We start from the raw sequence: 19,108 nt of genomic DNA, 5'->3' as shown, positions 1-19,108 counted from the left end.
GTGATAAATAATAGGCTGATACCCGAACAACTGAAAGCGGAAGGATTTGCCAGTCTTATTCAAATTATTTGAGAGATAAGATGTTACGTAATCAGGAATCACAATGGCTTGCTGGCAGCCGTAGAAAAACGCAACTGGCGGGTAATTGGTTACTTCGTCAGGGTGAACCACAAAGTAAAATTCATCTTTTACATCATGGTGTGGCTCGTGCGGTTTATCACGCGGACAACGGCGTTGAAAGGGTTAAAGAGTTCTACTTTGCCGGGGAATACTGCTTTCTGTACCTGAACTGGCTAACTAACACACCTGCCGATTACAGCCTACAAATGATCGCCGCGGGAGAAACCACTGAAATACCCTTGGCTTTGCTTGATGCGCCGGAAAATCAGGATATTAAGACTCAGCTACTGGTCCAGCAATTGATCTACAAAGAGAAAAAAGAGCAAATGCTGCTGCTCAATACCCCAGAGCAACGCTATCAGTACGTACAAACACACTTCCCGGACTGGGAGTCACAGCTCACCCAGCGCGATCTTGCCAGCTATATCGGCATTACCCCCGTTAGCCTATCCCGTATTCGCCAGCGTCTTAACAAAGGTTAACGCCTTACGGTGATGCGTCGATTATTGTCCCGTCACTCTTTAATAGATGGCGACCACAATGAACGCATTTCTTCTTTCTCAGATGCTGGCTGGCATCAGCTTCTTACTGGATATTTCCGCTTTTCATTTTCAACGCCGGGCTATCACTTTAACGCTGCTCACCAGTTCTACGTCTCTGTTAGCTATCCATTTCTATCTTTTGGATCAACACGCTGCGGCTGGGTTAATGATCATTGCCGCATGCCGCTACGCGACAGCCATCGTCACCTTTCACCGCTGGGTGATGTGGGGATTTATGCTGGGGTCGCTGCTGTGTAGCATTTATCTTTGGCAAAATCTGTCGAGTATTTTGCCGCTGATGGGAAGCCTGCTGATGACCTTTGCGTCATTTCAAAAACGCAGCGGAAAATTACGGGGATACACCTTGTGCGGCAGCCTGTGTTGGCTGCTGAACAATGTGATTGTTGGCTCGCCAGTTGCCGTAATCATGGAACTGGCATTTTCCGGCAGTATTCTGGCCGCCTGGTGGCGTCACAGCGCGACCAGACGTTGCGGATGCGTATAGATCGTCGCCCTGCCCGGTTTGCAAAAACCCACCAGCGTCAGGTTACAACGTTCGGCAACTTCCACGGCGAGCGTTGTCGCCGCAGAAACAGCAAACAGGATCTCCACACCGCACATCGCCGATTTCTGCACCATCTCATAACTGGCACGGCTGGAGACTAATACTGCGCCATGTTGCCAGGTTTCCCCTTCGATTGCACGTCGTCCCAGCAGTTTATCCAACGCAACATGACGTCCAACATCTTCATGCCCGCCCGCCAGATGACCTGACGGCTGTACCCAGGCAGCCGCGTGCGTGCAGCCTGTCAGTTGCCCCACGGGTTGAAAATCGTTGAGGTGTCGTAAAGCGTTATCAAGATTCGCCAGATCGAATGTCTGGGTAAACGGCAGCGGCTGGACCGGCTTGCCAATGTCATTGAGCTGCTCCACGCCACAAACGCCGCAACCGGTGCGACCGGCTAGCGCGCGACGACGCTCCTTCAGCCCCATAAAGCGACGGCTGGACAGTTCAACCTGCACTTCCAATCCGTTGCAGGAAGGCACTACGTCCATTCCGTAGATATCCTGCGGGGACTCAATAATGCCTTCAGAAAGTGAAAAACCCACCGCGAAGTGCTCAAGATCTTTCGGTGATGCCATCATCACCACGTGCGAAATCCCGTTGTATACCAGCGCAACAGGCACTTCTTCAGCTACCTCATCAGGCTGAGGATGTTGCAAATCCTCGCGTTTCCAGAGGGTCAACTGGCGAGATCCTGTCGAAGATGTCACATTCTTGATGTTTTCTTGAATAATCTTATTCACTTTCTTTTAACCATATTGGAACACGCATACCAACATTGTGGTATTCTTTACAAATCCCTCCTGGACGGAGGGAAATTCACCCAATTCTGGACCTTTGCGGTCCCGTCCGCAAAGAAAAATAACAACCACTTCTCTCGCGTTCGCGTTACAGAAAAGCGAAGGGAACGTGACAATGTCGAAACAAGGAGCGAACCATGCAGGTCAGCAGAAGGCAGTTCTTTAAGATCTGCGCTGGCGGTATGGCAGGCACCACGGCAGCGGCACTGGGTTTTGCACCCGGCGTAGCGCTCGCGGAAACACGGCAATATAAACTGCTGCGCACCCGCGAAACCCGTAACACCTGCACTTACTGTTCCGTTGGCTGTGGACTGTTAATGTACAGCCTCGGTGACGGCGCAAAAAACGCCAAAGCATCCATCTTCCATATCGAAGGGGACCCGGATCACCCGGTGAACCGTGGCGCATTGTGCCCGAAAGGGGCAGGACTTGTGGACTTCATCCACTCCGAAAGCCGCCTGAAATTCCCGGAATATCGCGCACCAGGCTCAGATAAGTGGCAACAGATTAGCTGGGATGAGGCATTTGACCGCATCGCTAAGCTGATGAAAGAAGACCGCGACGCTAACTACGTTGCACAAAACGCTGAAGGCGTAACCGTTAACCGCTGGCTTTCCACCGGGATGCTGTGTGCATCCGCTTCCAGTAACGAAACCGGCTATTTAACGCAAAAATTCTCCCGCGCGCTCGGTATGCTCGCGGTCGACAACCAGGCACGCGTCTGACACGGACCAACGGTAGCAAGTCTTGCTCCAACATTTGGTCGCGGTGCGATGACCAACCACTGGGTCGACATTAAAAACGCCAACCTCGTCGTGGTGATGGGCGGTAACGCCGCTGAAGCTCACCCGGTCGGATTCCGCTGGGCGATGGAAGCCAAAATCCACAACGGCGCGAAGCTGATTGTTATCGATCCACGCTTTACGCGAACCGCTGCGGTGGCTGATTTCTATGCGCCGATTCGTTCCGGTACTGACATTGCTTTCCTGTCAGGCGTTTTGCTGTACCTGCTGAACAACGAAAAATTCAACCGCGAATATACTGAGGCCTATACCAACGCCAGCCTGATCGTGCGTGAGGATTACGGTTTCGAAGATGGCCTGTTCACCGGCTACGACGCGGACAAACGCAAGTATGACAAAACCAGCTGGAACTACGAGCTGGATGAAAAAGGCTTCGCCAAACGCGATGTCACCTTGCAACATCCGCGCTGCGTGTGGAACCTGCTGAAACAGCACGTCTCCCGCTACACGCCGGACGTCGTAGAAAACATCTGCGGTACGCCGAAGGCCGATTTCCTGAAGGTCTGTGAGTACATTGCAGAAACCAGTGCCAAAGATAAAACCGCGTCGTTCCTGTACGCCCTGGGCTGGACACAACACTCCGTGGGTGCGCAGAACATCCGTACCATGGCGATGATCCAGTTGCTGCTTGGCAACATGGGGATGGCAGGCGGCGGTGTTAACGCCCTGCGCGGTCACTCCAACATTCAGGGCCTGACCGACTTAGGTCTGCTGTCACAAAGCCTGCCAGGCTATATGACGCTGCCAAGCGAGAAACAGACTGACCTGCAAACCTACCTTGCCGCCAACACGCCAAAACCGTTGCTGGAAGGTCAGGTGAACTACTGGGGCAACTACCCGAAATTCTTCGTTTCGATGATGAAAGCCTTCTTTGGCGATAAAGCGACAGCGGAAAACAGCTGGGGCTTCGACTGGCTGCCGAAGTGGGATAAAGGGTACGACGTCCTGCAGTACTTCGAGATGATGAATCAGGGCAAAGTGAATGGCTATATCTGCCAGGGCTTTAACCCGGTCGCGTCATTCCCGAACAAAAACAAAGTTGTGGCTTCACTGTCCAAACTGAAGTTCCTGGTCACTATCGACCCGCTCAACACCGAGACCTCCACCTTCTGGCAGAACCACGGTGAGTCAAACGATGTTGATCCGTCGAAAATCCAGACCGAGGTATTCCGTCTGCCGTCCACCTGCTTCGCTGAAGAGAACGGTTCTATCGTTAACTCCGGTCGCTGGCTGCAGTGGCACTGGAAAGGCGCGGATGCCCCGGGGATTGCCGTTACCGATGGCGAAATCCTCGCCGGTATCTTCCTGCGTCTGCGCAAGATGTATGCCGAGCAAGGTGGCGCGAACCCGGAACAGGTGCTGAGCATGACCTGGAACTACTCCACCCCGCACGAACCAGCTTCGGAAGAAGTGGCGATGGAGAGTAACGGTAAAGCGCTGGCCGACATTACCGACCCGGCAACCGGTGCGGTTATCGTCAAGAAAGGCCAACAGCTTAGCTCGTTCGCCCAACTGCGTGACGATGGCACGACCTCCAGCGGCTGCTGGATTTTTGCCGGTAGCTGGACGCCGGAAGGCAACCAGATGGCACGTCGCGATAACGCCGACCCGTCAGGCCTTGGTAATACGCTGGGCTGGGCCTGGGCATGGCCGCTTAACCGACGCATTCTGTATAACCGCGCCTCCGCTGATCCGCAGGGGAATCCGTGGGATCCAAAACGTCAGATCCTGAAATGGGATGGGGCGAAGTGGAGCGGGATGGATATTCCGGACTACAGTGCCGCCGCACCTGGCAGCAACGTAGGGCCGTTCATCATGCAGCCGGAAGGGATGGGACGCCTGTTTGCTATCGATAAGATGGCGGAAGGTCCGTTCCCGGAACACTACGAGCCGTTTGAAACACCGCTGGGGACTAACCCACTGCACCCGAACGTTATCTCTAACCCTGCCGCGCGCATCTTTAAAGGTGACGAAGAAGCACTGGGTAAAGCAGATAAGTTCCCGTACGTCGGTACAACCTACCGTCTGACCGAGCACTTTCACTACTGGACCAAGCATGCGCTGCTGAATGCCATCGCTCAGCCGGAACAGTTTGTGGAAATTGGCGAGAAGCTGGCGAATAAGCTCGGTATCTCCCACGGCGATACCGTCAAAGTTTCCTCTAATCGCGGCTACATTAAGGCCAAGGCTGTGGTGACCAAACGTATTCGCACGCTGAAGGCTAACGGTAAGGATATCGACACTATCGGTATTCCGATTCACTGGGGCTACGAAGGTGTGGCGAAAAAAGGCTTTATCGCTAACACGTTAACGCCATTCGTCGGTGATGCGAACACGCAGACGCCGGAATTTAAGTCCTTCCTCGTGAACGTGGAAAAGGTGTAACGGAGACGACCTATGGCTTATCAATCGCAAGACATCATTCGTCGTTCCGCCACTAACGGTTTCACCCCCGCGCCTCAGGCGCGGGACCATCAGGAAGAAGTGGCGAAGCTTATCGACGTCACCACCTGTATCGGCTGTAAAGCGTGTCAGGTGGCGTGTTCTGAATGGAACGACATCCGTGATGAAGTGGGCAACAACGTTGGGGTGTACGACAACCCGGCTGATTTGACCGCCAAATCCTGGACGGTGATGCGCTTCTCGGAAGTGGAACAAAACGACAAACTGGAATGGCTTATCCGCAAGGATGGCTGTATGCACTGCGCCGATCCGGGCTGCCTGAAGGCGTGTCCGGCTGAAGGCGCAATCATTCAGTATGCCAACGGTATTGTCGACTTCCAGTCTGAGCAGTGTATCGGCTGTGGCTACTGCATCGCGGGCTGCCCGTTCGACGTGCCGCGCCTCAATCCGGAAGACAACCGCGTCTACAAATGTACGCTGTGCGTTGACCGTGTTGTGGTCGGGCAAGAACCGGCCTGCGTGAAAACCTGTCCAACCGGCGCCATTCATTTCGGCACCAAAGAGTCGATGAAAACGCTGGCAGGCGAGCGCGTGGCGGAGCTGAAAACGCGTGGTTACGAAAACGCGGGTCTGTACGATCCGGCGGGTGTTGGCGGTACGCACGTAATGTACGTATTGCACCATGCGGACAAACCGAATCTGTATCACGGCCTGCCGGAGAACCCGGAGATCAGCGCAACCGTTAAGTTCTGGAAAGGCATCTGGAAACCCCTCGCAGCCGTCGGCTTTGCAGCGACATTTGCGGCCAGCATCTTCCACTACGTCGGCGTAGGCCCGAACCGTGCGGAAGAAGAAGAAGACAATCTGCATGAAAAAGACGACGAGGTGCGCAAATGAAACGACGTGACACCATCGTGCGCTACACGGCGCCGGAACGCATCAACCACTGGATCACCGCCTTCTGCTTCATTCTGGCGGCGGTGAGCGGGATGGGCTTTCTCTTCCCGTCTTTTAATTGGCTGATGCACATCATGGGCACTCCACAACTGGCGCGAATTGTGCACCCGTTTGTCGGCGTGATCATGTTTGCCTCGTTTATCATCATGTTTTTCCGTTACTGGCACCACAATCTAATCAATCGGGATGATATCTTTTGGGCGAAGAATATTCGTAAGATTGTCGTCAACGAGGAAGTAGGTGACACGGGACGTTATAACTTCGGCCAGAAATGCGTATTCTGGGCGGCGATTATCTTCCTGGTCCTGTTGCTGGTGAGCGGAGTGGTCATCTGGCGTCCGTATTTTGCGCCTGCTTTCTCAATCCCGGTGATCCGATTCGCGTTAATGCTGCATTCATTTGCCGCAGTAGCGTTAATTGTGGTTATCATGGTGCACATTTACGCCGCCCTTTGGGTGAAAGGCACCATTACCGCGATGGTGGAAGGATGGGTTACCAGTTCATGGGCGAAGAAACATCACCCACGCTGGTACCGTGAAGTCCGCCAGAAACAGGAAAAGTCATCTGAATGAGTATTCGCATAATCCCGCAAGATGAGCTGGAGAAGAGCGAGAAACGCACGGCGGATATGATTCCGCCGTTATTATTCCCCAGACTCAAAAATTTGTATAACCGCCGCGCTGAGCGCCTGCGCGAGCTGGCCGAGAACAACCCGCTGGGCGACTTCCTGCGCTTTGCCGCGCTGATTGCCCACGCGCAGGAAGTGGTGTTGTACGACCATCCGCTGCAGATGGATCTGACCGCTCGCATCAAAGAAGCGAACGATCAGGGCAAACCGCCGCTGGATATCCACGTTCTGCCACGCGACAAGCACTGGCAAAAACTGCTGCAATCGTTAATTGCTGAGCTGAAACCAGAAATGAGCGGCCCTGCGCTTGCCGTGATCGAAAATCTGGAAAAAGCCTCAGAGCAGGAACTGGAGCTGATGGCCAGCGCGCTGTTTGCCTCTGATTTCGCCTCCGTCAGCAGCGATAAAGCGCCGTTCATTTGGGCTGCCCTGTCGCTCTACTGGGCGCAGATGGCAAGCCTGATCCCCGGCAAAGCCCGTGCGGAATACGGTGAACAGCGTCAGTACTGCCCGGTGTGTGGTTCAATGCCGGTCTCCAGCATGGTGCAAATCGGTACCACTCAGGGGCTGCGTTATCTGCACTGCAACCTGTGTGAAACCGAGTGGCACGTGGTGCGCGTGAAATGCAGCAACTGCGAGCAAAGCCGTGATTTGAACTACTGGTCGCTGGATAACGAACAGGCGGCAATTAAAGCTGAAAGCTGCGGCGACTGTGGGACTTACCTGAAGATTCTCTATCAGGAAAAAGACCCTAAAGTTGAAGCCGTGGCTGACGATCTCGCTTCACTGATGCTGGACGCGCACATGGAGCAAGAGGGCTTTGCCCGCAGCTCTATCAACCCGTTCCTGTTCCCGGGTGAAGGGGAGTAAGTTTTAAGATCTTCCCCCGGCAATTGAACCAAACTGCCGGGGATTATCTTAGTGCCTGAATGACATGTTTTGGATCATTGGCAATAGCACGTAACAACGCTTTTGCTGGACCGGTCGGTGAACGACGCCCTTGCTCCCAATTTCGCAACGTATCCACGCTTACCGATATCAAATCTGCGAAACGAGTCTGTGATAATCCTGAAGACTGGCGAATTTCCTTTATTTTCATGGCGTCAATATGAAAGGTACGGGAAGGTTGTCGCGTTCCTTCAGCGATCTCATTCATCTGAACCATACTTTGAGTTAATCGCTCAAATAGTGCCTTATCCATTTACCACCTCTCATTCAACATACGCAGCAGCACTTTTTCTTGTGGAGTCAGATCATCCTTGATCCCTTTCTGATAAATCAGCAACAATCGAATTTGTGATTTTCTGATTTGATGAAAGTAAATGATCCTCACACCGCTACGTTTGCCTTTCCCTCGCGCTCTCCAGCGAACCTTTCTCAGTCCACCCGTTTCTTGTATCAGATCGCCACAATCAGGCTGAATCGCAAGGAATATCTGTAATCTACGGTATTCATCATCATCCAGTAATTTTTTGACGTCTTCAGTGAAGATTTCCGTTTCTATGAATAGCATTTTAGTACGCCATTGGACTATATTAATAGAAATTAACTATACGTCAATGGCGTATAGTACATTTTCCTCACAATACAGAATTCAAACAGCAGAAACCAATGACGGTATTTAATCTGCGAGCAGCTTTCCAGAATCATAACCACCCCCATTTTTCCCATTTTCATTCTTAGTTATCCAGGTTATAAACCTGTATATCCATACAGATAAGGGGATGTGAAAATGGCACTGGAAAGCGGGATTGCACAGCTGGTTGAGGCATTTATCGCGGCGGGACGTCCTTCTTCGCGCGAGCAGAATATTGATGACCGGAGAGCAGGCTACATCGCCAGCACGGTACTGGCCGGAGACACTGAAACCCGCGTACAGGTTGAAGATATTGAACTCGATGCCATGATGTTTCGCGTAGTTTCGCCGCGGGGCTGCACGGGAAATCTCCCCTGCGTTATCTATTATCACGGCGGCTGCTTTGTCAGCGGCGGATTTACCACTCATGATAACCAGCTAAGGCAACTCGCCTGGTACAGCGGCTGTCGGGTCATTGCGGTGCAGTATCGCCTCGCACCAGAGCACATCTTCCCGGCAGCACATAACGATGCTGAATCGGGGGCCAATATTATCTGGAAGTATGCCAAGAAACTGGGAGTAGACCGGGACAACATTACGCTGGCTGGCGACAGCGCTGGCGGGCATCTGGCGCTGGTCACCGCACTACGCCTGAAAGCTACCAGGCAATGGCAACCTGCGCAGCTTATGCTGATCTACCCGATGCTGGATGCAACCGCCAGCTTTGCGAGCTATGACCATAATGGACAGGATTACATTATCACCCGCGACACACTGCTGTCGGGCTACGAGATGTATATGCCGCAAACCGATCCATTGCATCCCGAAGTCAGCCCGCTCTGGCGCGAAGACTTCAACGGTTTACCGCCCACGCACATCATTACAGCTGAATTCGACCCACTGCGAGATGAAGGTGAGGCCCTGTATCAACGGTTCCAGGAGCAGGGCGTGGATTGCACCTGCCAACGCTATCTCGGTGTTATCCACGGATTTTTCCAGCTAGCAGGGGTGAGTCAAGCGGCACGAAGCGCAATGCGGGATGTTGCCTGGCGCGCCATAAATTCTACAGCAGTAAGACATGCTTAATTAATATAGTGTTTTCATCTTGTAAACTTAATTGCGTTGCGTTATTTTGTTTTCAGGTTGAAAACCTTGTAATGGAACTACACCGTGCATGTTATCAGCCGAAAACCTTTTAACGAGGCAATGCTCATGTATCCAAATCATCAGCTTGCTCTCGCTGATTTACTGAATGTTTTGGAGAAAAAAACATTCATTCAGCCTGAAGAGATGAAGCAGTATATTCCTTCACTGGATAATTTTAAGTACAGAGATAAATGGTGGGTGATTGATGTTTCTGGTAACAGCCTAAGACTCATCTCCTACATAGATTTCAGGTCACATAAGATATTTGTCAAACATATCGTTTCCCATGCCGAATATGACAAACTGACAGCATATTATCGGGGTAATAAAGAATGAGAACGCATCGTCATATGGATGCAGCCAGCGCAAAAAAGATTGTTGATACCTTCAGCGATGCGGTAAAAACCATCCCACTGTTGGGGGAAGACCGAAATGACACTGAGTATCGCAGGGCACTTGCGCTAGTGGAGTATCTGGTCGACCACGACGATCTTGAAAACCCACTATTTGAATTGCTCTGTGCCCGAATCAGTAAATATGAAAAACATGCGCCGGAATTCAAAGCACTCAACCAACACCTGGAGAAAACACCCTCTGGCGTTTCAGTATTGCGTACGCTCATGGACCAATACAGTCTCAAAGCAGCAGACCTTGCCAACGAACTCGGTTCAAAATCGAACGTCAGCAACATCTTAAATGGTCGCAGAGCACTGACTGTAAGCCATATTAAAGCGCTTGCAGAACGCTTTAATCTTCCGGCAGACGCATTCATCGAGTAGAGAAGATACCCTCTGACTTACTCTTCCTCGTTCCCGCCTTCTTCATATGCGCCAAACGGTTTTGCGGGTAGCACAATGTAAGTGCCTTCAAACACCACACCCGGCGTGTCGTCGCCAAATACCCCGACCTGCATCTGAACGCGCGCCTTACGACCTCTTGCCAGACGATCCAGGTCTCCGCTCAGCGAGCCCAGATCGGCGATGGCTGTAGGTTTCCCGGTGATCGGCCTGCTGTACCGTATATGCGCGTCAGCAAGGATTATCGTCCCGCCGAGATGACGCTCGCGCAGCATTAGCCAGATTAGCCCCCAGCCCGTTAGCGTCGCCAGTGAAAACAGGCTCCCGGCAAACAGCGTATGGTGCGGGTTCTGATTGCCCGTCTCGGGCATCGTGGTGATAAATTTCTGCCCGGTATATTGCTGAATGCGCACACCCATTTTCTCACTCAATGGAATATGTTCGTACCAGGCTTGCTGTAGCTGTCCGCACCAGTCCCCGCGATGGAGAATGTCGTCCAGCGTCGCGATGGGTTTAATCATCAAAAAGTGACGCACCGGCGTGGTTTGCGGCGTGGTGATTTCTCCCTGGCTCACAAACCCCAGCTTGGCGAAAAATTCGACCGCATCTTCACGGGCGCTACAGGTTACGCGCTTTACCCCTTCCTGACGCGCCACAGACTCCAGGGTCATAGCCATCAGCGTGCCCAACCCTTTCTCCTGCACGGAGGGGTCAACGGCCATAAAGCGTATGGAGGCTTCGTTATCCGCATTGATGTACAGACGTCCTACTGCGACCAGATTCCCCTCTTCGTCCACCACCATCTGGTGATGCGCCATCGCATCCCAGGCATCCCGTTCGGAGCCTTTAGGCTGGTGCAAAGGTTTACGCAGCATCTCCCAGCGAAACTGGTAGTAACGCTCCAATTCTTCTTCTGTTTGCGGTACTCGAAGGTGATACATCGTCGTATTCTCTCTTGTTGTCCGCGGCCACACCGGTAGCTGGTTCATACTTGTAACCAGAACGTCACGGGGCCATCATTAACCAGTGAAACCTGCATATCCGCAGCGAATCGACCGGTTTGCGTATTCATTTCCTGTTGGCGGCAACGCTCAACAAAGTACTCATACAGCGCCTCTGCACGATCGGGCGCAGCCCCTTTTGAAAACCCCGGGCGCATGCCGCGTTCGGTATCTGCCGCCAGCGTGAACTGTGAAACCACCAGCACGCTGCCCCCTGACTGCTGCACGTTAAGGTTCATTTTGCCTTCGGCATCGCTAAAGATTCGATAGCCGAGTACGCGCTCGCACAGGCGGTTCGCTTTCTGTTCGTCATCATCCCTTTCGACACCTAACAGGACCAAAAGTCCTGGGCCAATTTCACCCGTCACCTCGCCCTCCACGGTGACGCTGGCACGGGTTACGCGCTGAATTAATGCAATCATGGTTGCTCTGCTTCTTCTTGTTCTGCGGCTTGTTTAAGTTTGCGGTATTCCCCGAGAGTGACAGTTATTTCCGCGCCTAGCAAGACGATACACCAGGTCCAGTATACCCAGACGAATAAAATGGGGATCACAGCCAGGACACCGTAAATGAGCTGATAAGACGGGAACATCGTGATATAGAGCGCAAATCCTTTCTTTCCGGTTTCGAACAACACAGCGGCCACAAAGGCGCCAATAACCGCATCACGGTTAGGTACACGTGTAGTCGGTACGATGCTGTAAAGCAGCCAGAAAGAGAGCCAGGAGAGCACCAGCGGGAAAATACGCAGGACGTTATCGATCACCGTATTGAGATCGCTGGCCCAGCGCAATGACAACAGATAAGAGCTGATCGCCAGACTAGCCCCCGCCAGCAGCGGCCCCAGCGTTAAAATCATCCAGTAGACGGCGAAAGAGTAAACTTTGGGGCGAGTACGCTTACTGCGCCAGATAGTATTCAGCGCGTTATCAATGGAATACATCAGTAATAGCGCTGTCACAATCAGTCCGCACGCCCCAACGGCCGTCATTTTGTTCGAGTTGGCAACGAACTGTTCGATATAACGCTGAATGACATCTCCCGTCGCCGGGATAAAGTTTGCGAAAATGAAATGACGTAGCTGGACGCTGACGTCAGAAAACATCGGAAATGCAGCGAAAAGCGCAAAAACTACGGCAATAAGCGGCACTAATGAGAGCAATGAGACATAGGCAAGATTCCCTGCCAGCGTCGTCATGTTGTCCTCATCAATCCGCTGCCATAGTAGCTTCAGCCAGGCCCGAACAGGACGCGTATGGTGTCTGGCTTGTTGCTGAACATTTTTTAACATAGCAACTTCGCGAAATAGTCCGGAATGGTCGTTTTATCGACAACCTGGATGCTGGTAATCCCTAACCGATTAGCCCCTTCAATATTATCGGCGTTGTCGTCGAAAAATACCGCCTCATGCGCAGAAAAACCTTCAGACTGCAGGACATGCTGGTAAATCCGCGCTTCCGGTTTACGCATGCCAAGATCCTGGGAAAGGTAAATATGGTCAGCAGCCTGACGGATTTCGGGGTATTCGTCCGGCCAAAACGTCGTGTGCAGACGGTTAGTATTCGACAAGACGACCACCCGATGCCCCTGCTCACGCAGCTTTTGCATGATGTCGATGACTTCAGGACGCAAGGCAACAAAAACGGCCTGCCAGCCGTGGGAGAACTGCTCATAGCTTAGCGGTAGCGCCATGTCATGACATAGCGCTTCGGCAAAGGCTTCATCCGTTATTTCACCTCGCTCGTGCTGGTGAAAAGCCTCTCCCATGGTGAAACTTTGCTTTAACGAAGCCAGCGGTACACGGCTCAGATCGCTCCAAGTACCTAACACGCGATTGAAGTCGATATCGACAATCACATTACCCAAATCAAAGATATAGAGCATGCCCTTCTCCTTATTCGCCGTGGATGAATAACTGTAGCGGGAAAGGAGAAGTTTGACTATGAGTCCCTGTCGGGATTATTGGCTAAGCCATCAGAATTCCTGTGTAAATTGCCAGCGCGACTCAATCACCAACGGAAGACCTGCACTGACAAACTGCGGTGTCCTATTTATCGCATTTGGTGCCTGAGTAAGCGGATTGACACATGTTGCGTCGGGCTGTTTGTCAAAAACGACCAGGCTTTGCGCACTCGATGTCATCGTCATACTCAGCTTACCTGGCCACTGTAATCTGACATTGAGACCATCATTAAAACCAAAGCAGTCATCCCACGGGCCTGATTGTGGGGGGATTTTATTTCCTGTTGGTAACTCATTATTCCCGGCTTCTTCCTGCCAGTCGGCCTTAAAACATACCAGTAATTCATCTTCTTCATTCTGCTGGCCCAGTTGTTTTGCAAACCAAGGGTGCCATCCAGCAGATGCCGGAAAAGTTTCAGACATGGTGTGAATTTCAAGTCGCAGAATTAACGCATCGTCTTCAAGAGTCAGCGTCTGCAGGACCTCTCCTTCCCAGGGCCAAGGAGCGCCCAGTGGCATGCGCAGTTTCAAGGTATCCGCTTTATGTTCGACAATTTCCCATGATGAATAACAGGCCATACCATGTAGAGCATGAGGCGGTTTGTTAGCAGGTAATACGTACTGTTTCTCCCCCACGGTCAATGTTGCATCGCCAAGGCGGCCTGCCCAAGGAACCATAGGAAAGCAGCCATACTGAAATGCTTTACGCTGTGGCTCCCATTGACGTAACACTTCAAAACCAAACGCCTGAAGCGAGGTGATTCTGGCACCATCGCGCGGAAAAATTTGCAGACGTAGATGTCCTTTTTCCAGAAAAATAGGTTGGCCGATCGGTCCCGGCCAGGCGGTATCAAAAGCACGTTGTAATGCTTGATAATGCTCAGTATTCAATTCATTGTTCATGTTATTGCTCTCTGATATTTCGGTAAGAAGTTAAATGTTATTAGCGTCATTTTTATTGTCTGAATGTGGCTCGATAAGCCAGACGCAACTGAATGAAAGTATTGAGATAACAAACAGAAACAGTGCTACATACCACGGTTTCCCGCCTCCCAGCGCCAACAAGCTGGAGGCAATGAGCGGGCTTAACCCACCCAGAATTGCTGAGAACTGATAGGCAAAGGAAAGACCCGTATAGCGCACTCGTGTTCCGAACATACGGGTAAATAAGGTGGGCTGTACTGCAAACATCATCGTTGGCCCCAGGTTATAGCCAAGGATCATGCAGCACCAGATGATAAGTGTGCTTTTCGTATCCAGCAGCAGGAAGAATGGGAATGCAAAAAGGATGCAAAAACCAGCGCCAAATAAATACATCTTCCGTTGCCCAACGCGGTCAGAGATCCAACCAATTAATGGACAACACACAATGCCAATTGCTGAGGCGATTAGCATGCCGTTGAGTGGAATATCCCTTGATAATGCCAACTGGCTGGAAATATAAACAATACCAAAGGCATTAATGATGTTCGACGAAACGCTCTCCGCCAGCCTGGCCCCTAACGCTAACAGAATATTCCGTGGATGCTTACGGAAAAGTTCAATCAACGGTGGTGCTGATTGTTCCTGTGAGACAGCCGTTTTTTGTTTTTTAAAATCCAGTGTTTCTTCAGTATGTAACCGTATGAACATCCCAACAATTAACATGATGGCAGATAGCCAAAAAGGGATACGCCATCCCCAGGCCAGAAACTCTTCCTGAGTCAGGAAGTGATTGCATAATGCAAACACCCCTGTCGCCAGCATTATCCCAACTGAGGCTGCCGTTTGTGGGAGCGAACCTAAAAACCCGCGCTTCGCCTCAGGCGCAGATTCAATAGTCATCAATGCAGCCCCGCCATATTCCCCACCCAGACCGAACCCCTGAACCAGGCGCAGAACCATCAATATAATCGGGGCCCAGATACCAATATCCTGGTATGTTGGAATGAAACCGATTAAAAACGTTGAGGAACCAACTATCGCTAACGTCCAAATCAACGTTATTTTGCGACCGACTTTATCGCCAAAGTGGCCAAAAACAATGCCTCCAAGCGGACGTGACAGAAAACCCACACCAAAGGTGGCGAATGCGGCGATTAAACCAATAAAAGGATCGCTATCAGGGAAAAACAGGGGAGCAAAGACTAGCCCTGCCGCCGTTCCGAAAATAAAAAAATCGTACCATTCCATCAACGCGCCAGCGAAACTGCCCATGACAACGCGTCTCATGGCTTTGCCGGATAGCTCTTTCCCTGGTACATGTTCTATTTCAGCCATAATTTTCCTCTCCGGGTCGGCGAGAAATCTGCGCAATAAAATCACTAAAAAAGCGGCGGATTTATACGAAAAAGCGCGTCGACATGTTGCGACGCGCTTGCTTGTTATTTATCCAGCTCAGCCAGTACCTCAGCGTCTTCAGCGTCAACGTTTGCACCAAGTGGTTCCCACTTAATCAACACGCATGTCAGGAAGCCGAGAAAAGGAACAATTGCCAGCCAATAGAACGCTTCTGTCTTTAATGCACCCCACAACATAGGCCAGAAAATAAGTCCGGCAATCGCCCCAGTACGCATAATTGCACGAGCAAATCCTACGCCTGTCGGGCGAATAGATGGCGGATAAGAAAGTGTGGCAATGGTCATTCCCAGGCCGCCCGGGCCCGCTGAATGGAAGAAAATGATTGCGCCCAACAAACCTAAAGAAAGCCATGGGTTGGTGGTTGCTAATGCACCTAAAGCCAGTAATGCAACCGTTACGACGGCGAAACCATACATCGACTGAAGGCGAGTTCCCAAACGCTGGAGGATAAGAGAACCAATCAATCCACCTGTAATGCCACACAGGGCATTCACTACCGCAGAACCGCTAAGAGCCCCGGTTAATCCACCGCTCAGTATTCCCGCCAAAGTCAGCGGTAAATAAACACCCACGGCGTTATATTGCCAGGCTTGCATCGTCGCCACAACGCAGCCGAGAATAGTGCGTTTGCGATAACGTGAGTTAAATAAAATCCCATAGCCGCCATGAAACTTACTTTCTGTTTTTTCAGCAGAAAAATCATCGTTTTTTGGTTTCGCAGCAACGCGAGCATGAACACCATAGCGTTTAGCCAGAATATCGCAGGCTTTATCATAACGTCCGACTCGTGCGGCCCACATTGCAGACTCACCGATGAAGAAATAACGCAGAATCATGATAATGACGGCAAAAATAGCACCAATGAAAATACCATAGCGCCATAATTGCTCTTCCGCGATACCCGACAACAACAGTGGAAGCAGCACAAGATAGACGACCGTAGTTGATACATACCAGGCCATTTGCCAAAGGTTAACCGACGAACCGGTTTTCTTAGATGTTGAGCCGCGTAGCTCTGCCACCGCATTTGTTGCCAGCGGGAAATCAATACCCAAGCCAAATCCCATGATTACGCGACACACCAGCACCCACCAGATGTTCGGGGCTATCGCGACAGCTGCGGCACCTATTGTGCACAGGCCCATTCCGATGATAAATGCACGCTTTTGACCAAAGCGGTTAATCACACGGTTCGCCAGTAATCCACCAATCAGGGCGGCGACTAAAACAGAGGCGTTAACCGTCGCCGCCAGCCCCGGTGAAATACCAAATTGCAATGCGATATATTTATTACCAAAACCCACCATCGCCGCCTGATAGGCATCAATTAGAATGCCACCAAGAGCGATAAAAATGACGCCGACACTGGTGTTTACTGCTGAATGTTTATTAACAATATCAATCACGTCCTGGGGACGACCGATCGAGTAAGGTGTAGGACTGGTGAAGTGACTCATCGCAGCATCCTTTTTCATTGTTGTAGGATGGCGCTACCCTTAAGCAGCGCCAGACAGAGGGTTACAGCATCAAACCTCAGCAAATTGCAGCATGACTTTTATAGAGTCATTTTGCTGCGCACGTTCAAACGCCTTATCCGCATCTTCGACAGGGAAGAGATCGGTCACCAGTTCGCTGGTGTCAAACCGCCCATCCGCAAGCCATTCAATCACGGCATCGAAGTCTTCCGGGATGTACATGCCGGAATTCAACAAATCGCGTTCGAAGCGCTGCATCATCGGAAGAGGAATTTCACGTGGGCCACTCGGTACCCCCATGCACACTACCGTTCCGCCAGCATAAACATGGGTAAATGCATCATTCAGCGTGGCCTGGGCGGCAACAACATCAATTGCCCCCGTAAAACGGACCTGTGCATCCAATTCCCCCGGAGCCCAGACTTCCGTGGCACCTAGCTTTAACGACAACGCGCGCTTGGCGGCATCAGGCTCGATGACGGTGATCTTTCCCGCACCCATGATGCGCAATGCTTGAACGATGGATAAACCAATTGTCCCTGCACCAATCACTAATACACTTTCCAATGACGCTTTCGGCATACGGCTCACGCAATGACGCGCGCAGGCTGCGGGCTCAGCGAAAGCCAGTGCTTTTAGTGGTAACGAAGCAGGTGCAACATGGCAGTTTCGTGCAGGTACAATGTGCTGCGAGCGGGCAAAACCCGGCGCCCGGAAGCCAGCAACCTGTGGCGGCTCACACAGATTAAAGCGACCCGCTTTACAAGCACGACACTCCATGCAGGCCATAATTGGGTCGACTACGACATGATCGCCCGGCTTAACATTCGTTACTTCACTGCCCACTTCAGTTACGCGTGCCGCAATTTCATGTCCAGGCACAACCGGAGGTTTTGCAAATGGGTGTCCTCCTTTCAGTACATGCAGATCAGAGCCACATATTCCGTAAAACACCGGAGCAATGCGGACTTCTTGCGGTTTAAGTTCCTGGTGCGGCAGCTCAACATATTGGGTGGTCACCTTCCCAATATCAGAAAATAGAACTTGGGTAATCTTATCCATGGTTCTTCTCCAGATTCGTTAAAATGGGTGATTAACGCTGAGAAATCCCTTCATCGACGATTTCTGCCAGGCGTTGTAAGCGTGGAACCGACACATCACGCAACATTGTTTGCGGATCTTGAGCACCAACAACCGATGCCCAAACGGCACGCCCTGCCAGGAATCCGGAAGCTCCACCCTTCATGGCGATACGGACCGCGCGGCCAAAAATGTCCGCATCAACACCAGAAGAGAGAATGACCCACGGCATTTTCATTTGTTCATGCAACTTTTGACACGCAGCAAGTAGGGTCTGTTCATCACCTTTGCCGCCTAATGGCATTTCAGCTTTATAGAGGTCAGCATCGGTGCAGCCGAGTTCAGCCGCTGCGGCAACGATGGCGCTTTCCCGGTCAAATTCCCAGCCACGACGAGGAGGACGAACGACCGGCTCAATGATGCTGACCAGCCCTGCGCTACGACAGCGTTGAACAAACTCAGCCACCATAGCCAAACGTTCTTCTGCGGGTTCATCTTCACGCCACAGCACTAACAACTTCATGGCTTTCGCACCCATTTCGCGGGCTTTATGCGGATCAATTGCTCTGTCAATTTCGACACTATCAACCGGAATACCATTACCCGGAACAAAATGGTCAGCCGCCACAATCAGTCCACATGAATCAGCGACTGCACCTTGAGAGACAATCTGATCGAGACAAAATTGTTTATCTGCCAGAACCGCTGAAGCGTAGGGAGACAGAATTTGTGTTGCTGCAACTTTAAAATCAGTCAATACGCTGTCGGCAACAGGTTTAGGATGTCCAGACGCTGCAAACATCAGACGCATTGCTTCACGCTGATCAACGGCCAGCATGGCAAATCCACCGCCAGGGCGAGAAATATCTTTCAGCGTGTATGGGGTATTGTGGGAAGACATAATAACTCCTGT

The 19,108-nt window shown here is 51.5% G+C and carries 21 protein-coding genes; 9 read left to right on the top strand and 12 right to left on the bottom strand.

Going from position 1 to position 19,108, the window contains the following annotated elements; genetic code table 11:
* Nucleotides 1-80 precede the first annotated feature (80 nt).
* Both OGY67_RS14210 and OGY67_RS14205 read left to right on the top strand, forming a co-directional pair.
* The gene (locus OGY67_RS14210) at nt 81-602 is read left to right on the top strand and encodes a Crp/Fnr family transcriptional regulator (protein ID WP_032945571.1); all 522 of its coding nucleotides are present in this window, start codon (nt 81-83) and stop codon (nt 600-602) included.
* A 58-nt stretch (nt 603-660) separates the two neighbouring features.
* On the top strand, nt 661-1,167 hold the full coding sequence (locus tag OGY67_RS14205) for a YgjV family protein (RefSeq protein ID WP_032945569.1): 507 nt from the start codon (nt 661-663) through the stop codon (nt 1,165-1,167).
* Here OGY67_RS14205 and fdhD read toward each other — a convergent pair.
* Entirely contained in the window at nt 1,134-1,970 is an 837-nt protein-coding gene (gene fdhD, locus OGY67_RS14200; RefSeq protein WP_267446485.1) for a formate dehydrogenase accessory sulfurtransferase FdhD, read from the bottom strand. The genes OGY67_RS14205 and fdhD overlap by 34 nt on opposite strands.
* A gap of 194 nt (nt 1,971-2,164) precedes the next feature.
* Between fdhD and fdnG the strand changes: the two genes are divergently transcribed.
* From fdnG to fdhE, 4 genes are read left to right on the top strand one after another with little or no spacing between them, the layout of a single operon-like run.
* Nucleotides 2,165-5,215 carry a formate dehydrogenase-N subunit alpha gene (fdnG, locus tag OGY67_RS14195; RefSeq protein ID WP_100247862.1) on the top strand — a complete coding sequence of 1,017 codons (3,051 nt, stop codon included), beginning with the start codon at nt 2,165-2,167 and terminating at the stop codon, nt 5,213-5,215.
* 12 nt (nt 5,216-5,227) lie between these two features.
* Nucleotides 5,228-6,130, top strand: coding sequence for a formate dehydrogenase O subunit beta (fdoH, locus tag OGY67_RS14190; RefSeq protein WP_003825273.1), 903 nt, complete (start codon nt 5,228-5,230; stop codon nt 6,128-6,130).
* Complete coding sequence (gene fdoI / locus OGY67_RS14185) at nt 6,127-6,762, top strand: formate dehydrogenase cytochrome b556 subunit (RefSeq protein WP_003028686.1); 636 nt, start codon at nt 6,127-6,129, stop codon at nt 6,760-6,762. Before fdoH ends, fdoI begins: the two co-directional genes overlap by 4 nt.
* The gene (fdhE, locus tag OGY67_RS14180) at nt 6,759-7,688 is read left to right on the top strand and encodes a formate dehydrogenase accessory protein FdhE (protein ID WP_286574073.1); all 930 of its coding nucleotides are present in this window, start codon (nt 6,759-6,761) and stop codon (nt 7,686-7,688) included. The genes fdoI and fdhE overlap by 4 nt, the downstream gene beginning before the upstream one ends.
* A 43-nt stretch (nt 7,689-7,731) precedes the next feature.
* On the opposite strand, the gene nadS is transcribed toward fdhE, so the two are convergent.
* Nucleotides 7,732-8,019, bottom strand: coding sequence for a NadS family protein (gene nadS, locus OGY67_RS14175; protein WP_038635893.1), 288 nt, complete (start codon nt 8,017-8,019; stop codon nt 7,732-7,734).
* Nucleotides 8,020-8,331 (bottom strand): hypothetical protein, encoded by a 312-nt coding sequence (locus OGY67_RS14170; RefSeq protein WP_060683044.1) that lies wholly within the window; start codon nt 8,329-8,331, stop codon nt 8,020-8,022. It lies immediately after the preceding gene.
* Nucleotides 8,332-8,550: 219 nt separating this feature from the next.
* On the opposite strand from OGY67_RS14170, the gene OGY67_RS14165 reads away from it, so the two are divergent.
* The 3 genes from OGY67_RS14165 to OGY67_RS14155 all read left to right on the top strand — a co-directional run bounded on the left by OGY67_RS14165 (nt 8,551) and on the right by OGY67_RS14155 (nt 10,319).
* Nucleotides 8,551-9,480 (top strand): alpha/beta hydrolase, encoded by a 930-nt coding sequence (locus OGY67_RS14165; RefSeq protein WP_111466282.1) that lies wholly within the window; start codon nt 8,551-8,553, stop codon nt 9,478-9,480.
* Between the two features lie 84 nt (nt 9,481-9,564).
* A complete protein-coding gene (locus tag OGY67_RS14160) occupies nt 9,565-9,876 on the top strand; it encodes a type II toxin-antitoxin system HigB family toxin (protein ID WP_048215202.1) in 312 nt (103 codons plus the stop codon).
* The gene (locus tag OGY67_RS14155) at nt 9,873-10,319 is read left to right on the top strand and encodes a helix-turn-helix domain-containing protein (RefSeq protein WP_048215203.1); all 447 of its coding nucleotides are present in this window, start codon (nt 9,873-9,875) and stop codon (nt 10,317-10,319) included. Before OGY67_RS14160 ends, OGY67_RS14155 begins: the two co-directional genes overlap by 4 nt.
* 17 nt (nt 10,320-10,336) lie before the next feature.
* Here OGY67_RS14155 and fabY read toward each other — a convergent pair whose 3' ends face one another.
* From fabY to OGY67_RS14110, 9 genes are all read right to left on the bottom strand, one after another.
* Nucleotides 10,337-11,278: a fatty acid biosynthesis protein FabY gene (gene fabY, locus OGY67_RS14150; RefSeq protein ID WP_003825286.1), complete on the bottom strand. Its 942-nt coding sequence runs from the start codon at nt 11,276-11,278 to the stop codon at nt 10,337-10,339.
* 44 nt (nt 11,279-11,322) lie between these two features.
* Complete coding sequence (gene dtd, locus OGY67_RS14145; RefSeq protein ID WP_003825289.1) at nt 11,323-11,760, bottom strand: D-aminoacyl-tRNA deacylase; 438 nt, start codon at nt 11,758-11,760, stop codon at nt 11,323-11,325.
* Complete coding sequence (locus OGY67_RS14140; RefSeq protein WP_008786998.1) at nt 11,757-12,629, bottom strand: virulence factor BrkB family protein; 873 nt, start codon at nt 12,627-12,629, stop codon at nt 11,757-11,759. Before OGY67_RS14140 ends, dtd begins: the two co-directional genes overlap by 4 nt.
* Nucleotides 12,623-13,222 carry a glucose-1-phosphatase gene (gene yihX / locus OGY67_RS14135; RefSeq protein WP_008786997.1) on the bottom strand — a complete coding sequence of 200 codons (600 nt, stop codon included), beginning with the start codon at nt 13,220-13,222 and terminating at the stop codon, nt 12,623-12,625. Before yihX ends, OGY67_RS14140 begins: the two co-directional genes overlap by 7 nt.
* 90 nt (nt 13,223-13,312) lie before the next feature.
* Nucleotides 13,313-14,203, bottom strand: a complete 891-nt coding sequence (locus OGY67_RS14130; protein ID WP_111466284.1) for an aldose epimerase family protein — start codon at nt 14,201-14,203, stop codon at nt 13,313-13,315.
* 30 nt (nt 14,204-14,233) lie between these two features.
* Nucleotides 14,234-15,559 carry an MFS transporter gene (locus OGY67_RS14125; protein WP_020996120.1) on the bottom strand — a complete coding sequence of 442 codons (1,326 nt, stop codon included), beginning with the start codon at nt 15,557-15,559 and terminating at the stop codon, nt 14,234-14,236.
* Nucleotides 15,560-15,663: 104 nt separating this feature from the next.
* Nucleotides 15,664-17,097, bottom strand: a complete 1,434-nt coding sequence (locus tag OGY67_RS14120; RefSeq protein WP_286574072.1) for an MFS transporter — start codon at nt 17,095-17,097, stop codon at nt 15,664-15,666.
* 69 nt (nt 17,098-17,166) lie between these two features.
* Complete coding sequence (locus OGY67_RS14115) at nt 17,167-18,177, bottom strand: zinc-dependent alcohol dehydrogenase (protein WP_008786993.1); 1,011 nt, start codon at nt 18,175-18,177, stop codon at nt 17,167-17,169.
* Between the two features lie 31 nt (nt 18,178-18,208).
* On the bottom strand, nt 18,209-19,096 hold the full coding sequence (locus OGY67_RS14110) for an aldolase (RefSeq protein ID WP_008786992.1): 888 nt from the start codon (nt 19,094-19,096) through the stop codon (nt 18,209-18,211).
* Nucleotides 19,097-19,108 lie beyond the last annotated feature (12 nt).

Origin of the sequence: Citrobacter sp. Cpo015 (assembly GCF_030333035.1) — a bacterium.
Classification (GTDB): Bacteria; Pseudomonadota; Gammaproteobacteria; order Enterobacterales; family Enterobacteriaceae; genus Citrobacter; species Citrobacter portucalensis.
The sequence above is the reverse complement of the archived record's forward strand: the minus strand, read 5'-3'. Positions and strand labels throughout refer to the sequence as shown.

Bases quoted from the DNA above. Each gene is read 5' to 3' on its own strand.
- OGY67_RS14210 (WP_032945571.1), top strand. From the start codon at position 81: ATGTTACGTAATCAGGAATCACAATGGCTTGCTGGCAGCCGTAGAAAA.
- OGY67_RS14205 (WP_032945569.1), top strand. From the start codon at position 661: ATGAACGCATTTCTTCTTTCTCAGATGCTGGCTGGCATCAGCTTCTTA.
- fdoH (WP_003825273.1), top strand. From the start codon at position 5,228: ATGGCTTATCAATCGCAAGACATCATTCGTCGTTCCGCCACTAACGGT.
- fdoI (WP_003028686.1), top strand. From the start codon at position 6,127: ATGAAACGACGTGACACCATCGTGCGCTACACGGCGCCGGAACGCATC.
- fdhE (WP_286574073.1), top strand. From the start codon at position 6,759: ATGAGTATTCGCATAATCCCGCAAGATGAGCTGGAGAAGAGCGAGAAA.
- nadS (WP_038635893.1), bottom strand. From the start codon at position 8,019: ATGGATAAGGCACTATTTGAGCGATTAACTCAAAGTATGGTTCAGATG.
- OGY67_RS14170 (WP_060683044.1), bottom strand. From the start codon at position 8,331: ATGCTATTCATAGAAACGGAAATCTTCACTGAAGACGTCAAAAAATTA.
- OGY67_RS14165 (WP_111466282.1), top strand. From the start codon at position 8,551: ATGGCACTGGAAAGCGGGATTGCACAGCTGGTTGAGGCATTTATCGCG.
- OGY67_RS14155 (WP_048215203.1), top strand. From the start codon at position 9,873: ATGAGAACGCATCGTCATATGGATGCAGCCAGCGCAAAAAAGATTGTT.
- fabY (WP_003825286.1), bottom strand. From the start codon at position 11,278: ATGTATCACCTTCGAGTACCGCAAACAGAAGAAGAATTGGAGCGTTAC.
- dtd (WP_003825289.1), bottom strand. From the start codon at position 11,760: ATGATTGCATTAATTCAGCGCGTAACCCGTGCCAGCGTCACCGTGGAG.
- OGY67_RS14140 (WP_008786998.1), bottom strand. From the start codon at position 12,629: ATGTTAAAAAATGTTCAGCAACAAGCCAGACACCATACGCGTCCTGTT.
- yihX (WP_008786997.1), bottom strand. From the start codon at position 13,222: ATGCTCTATATCTTTGATTTGGGTAATGTGATTGTCGATATCGACTTC.
- OGY67_RS14130 (WP_111466284.1), bottom strand. From the start codon at position 14,203: ATGAACAATGAATTGAATACTGAGCATTATCAAGCATTACAACGTGCT.
- OGY67_RS14125 (WP_020996120.1), bottom strand. From the start codon at position 15,559: ATGGCTGAAATAGAACATGTACCAGGGAAAGAGCTATCCGGCAAAGCC.
- OGY67_RS14120 (WP_286574072.1), bottom strand. From the start codon at position 17,097: ATGAGTCACTTCACCAGTCCTACACCTTACTCGATCGGTCGTCCCCAG.
- OGY67_RS14115 (WP_008786993.1), bottom strand. From the start codon at position 18,177: ATGGATAAGATTACCCAAGTTCTATTTTCTGATATTGGGAAGGTGACC.
- OGY67_RS14110 (WP_008786992.1), bottom strand. From the start codon at position 19,096: ATGTCTTCCCACAATACCCCATACACGCTGAAAGATATTTCTCGCCCT.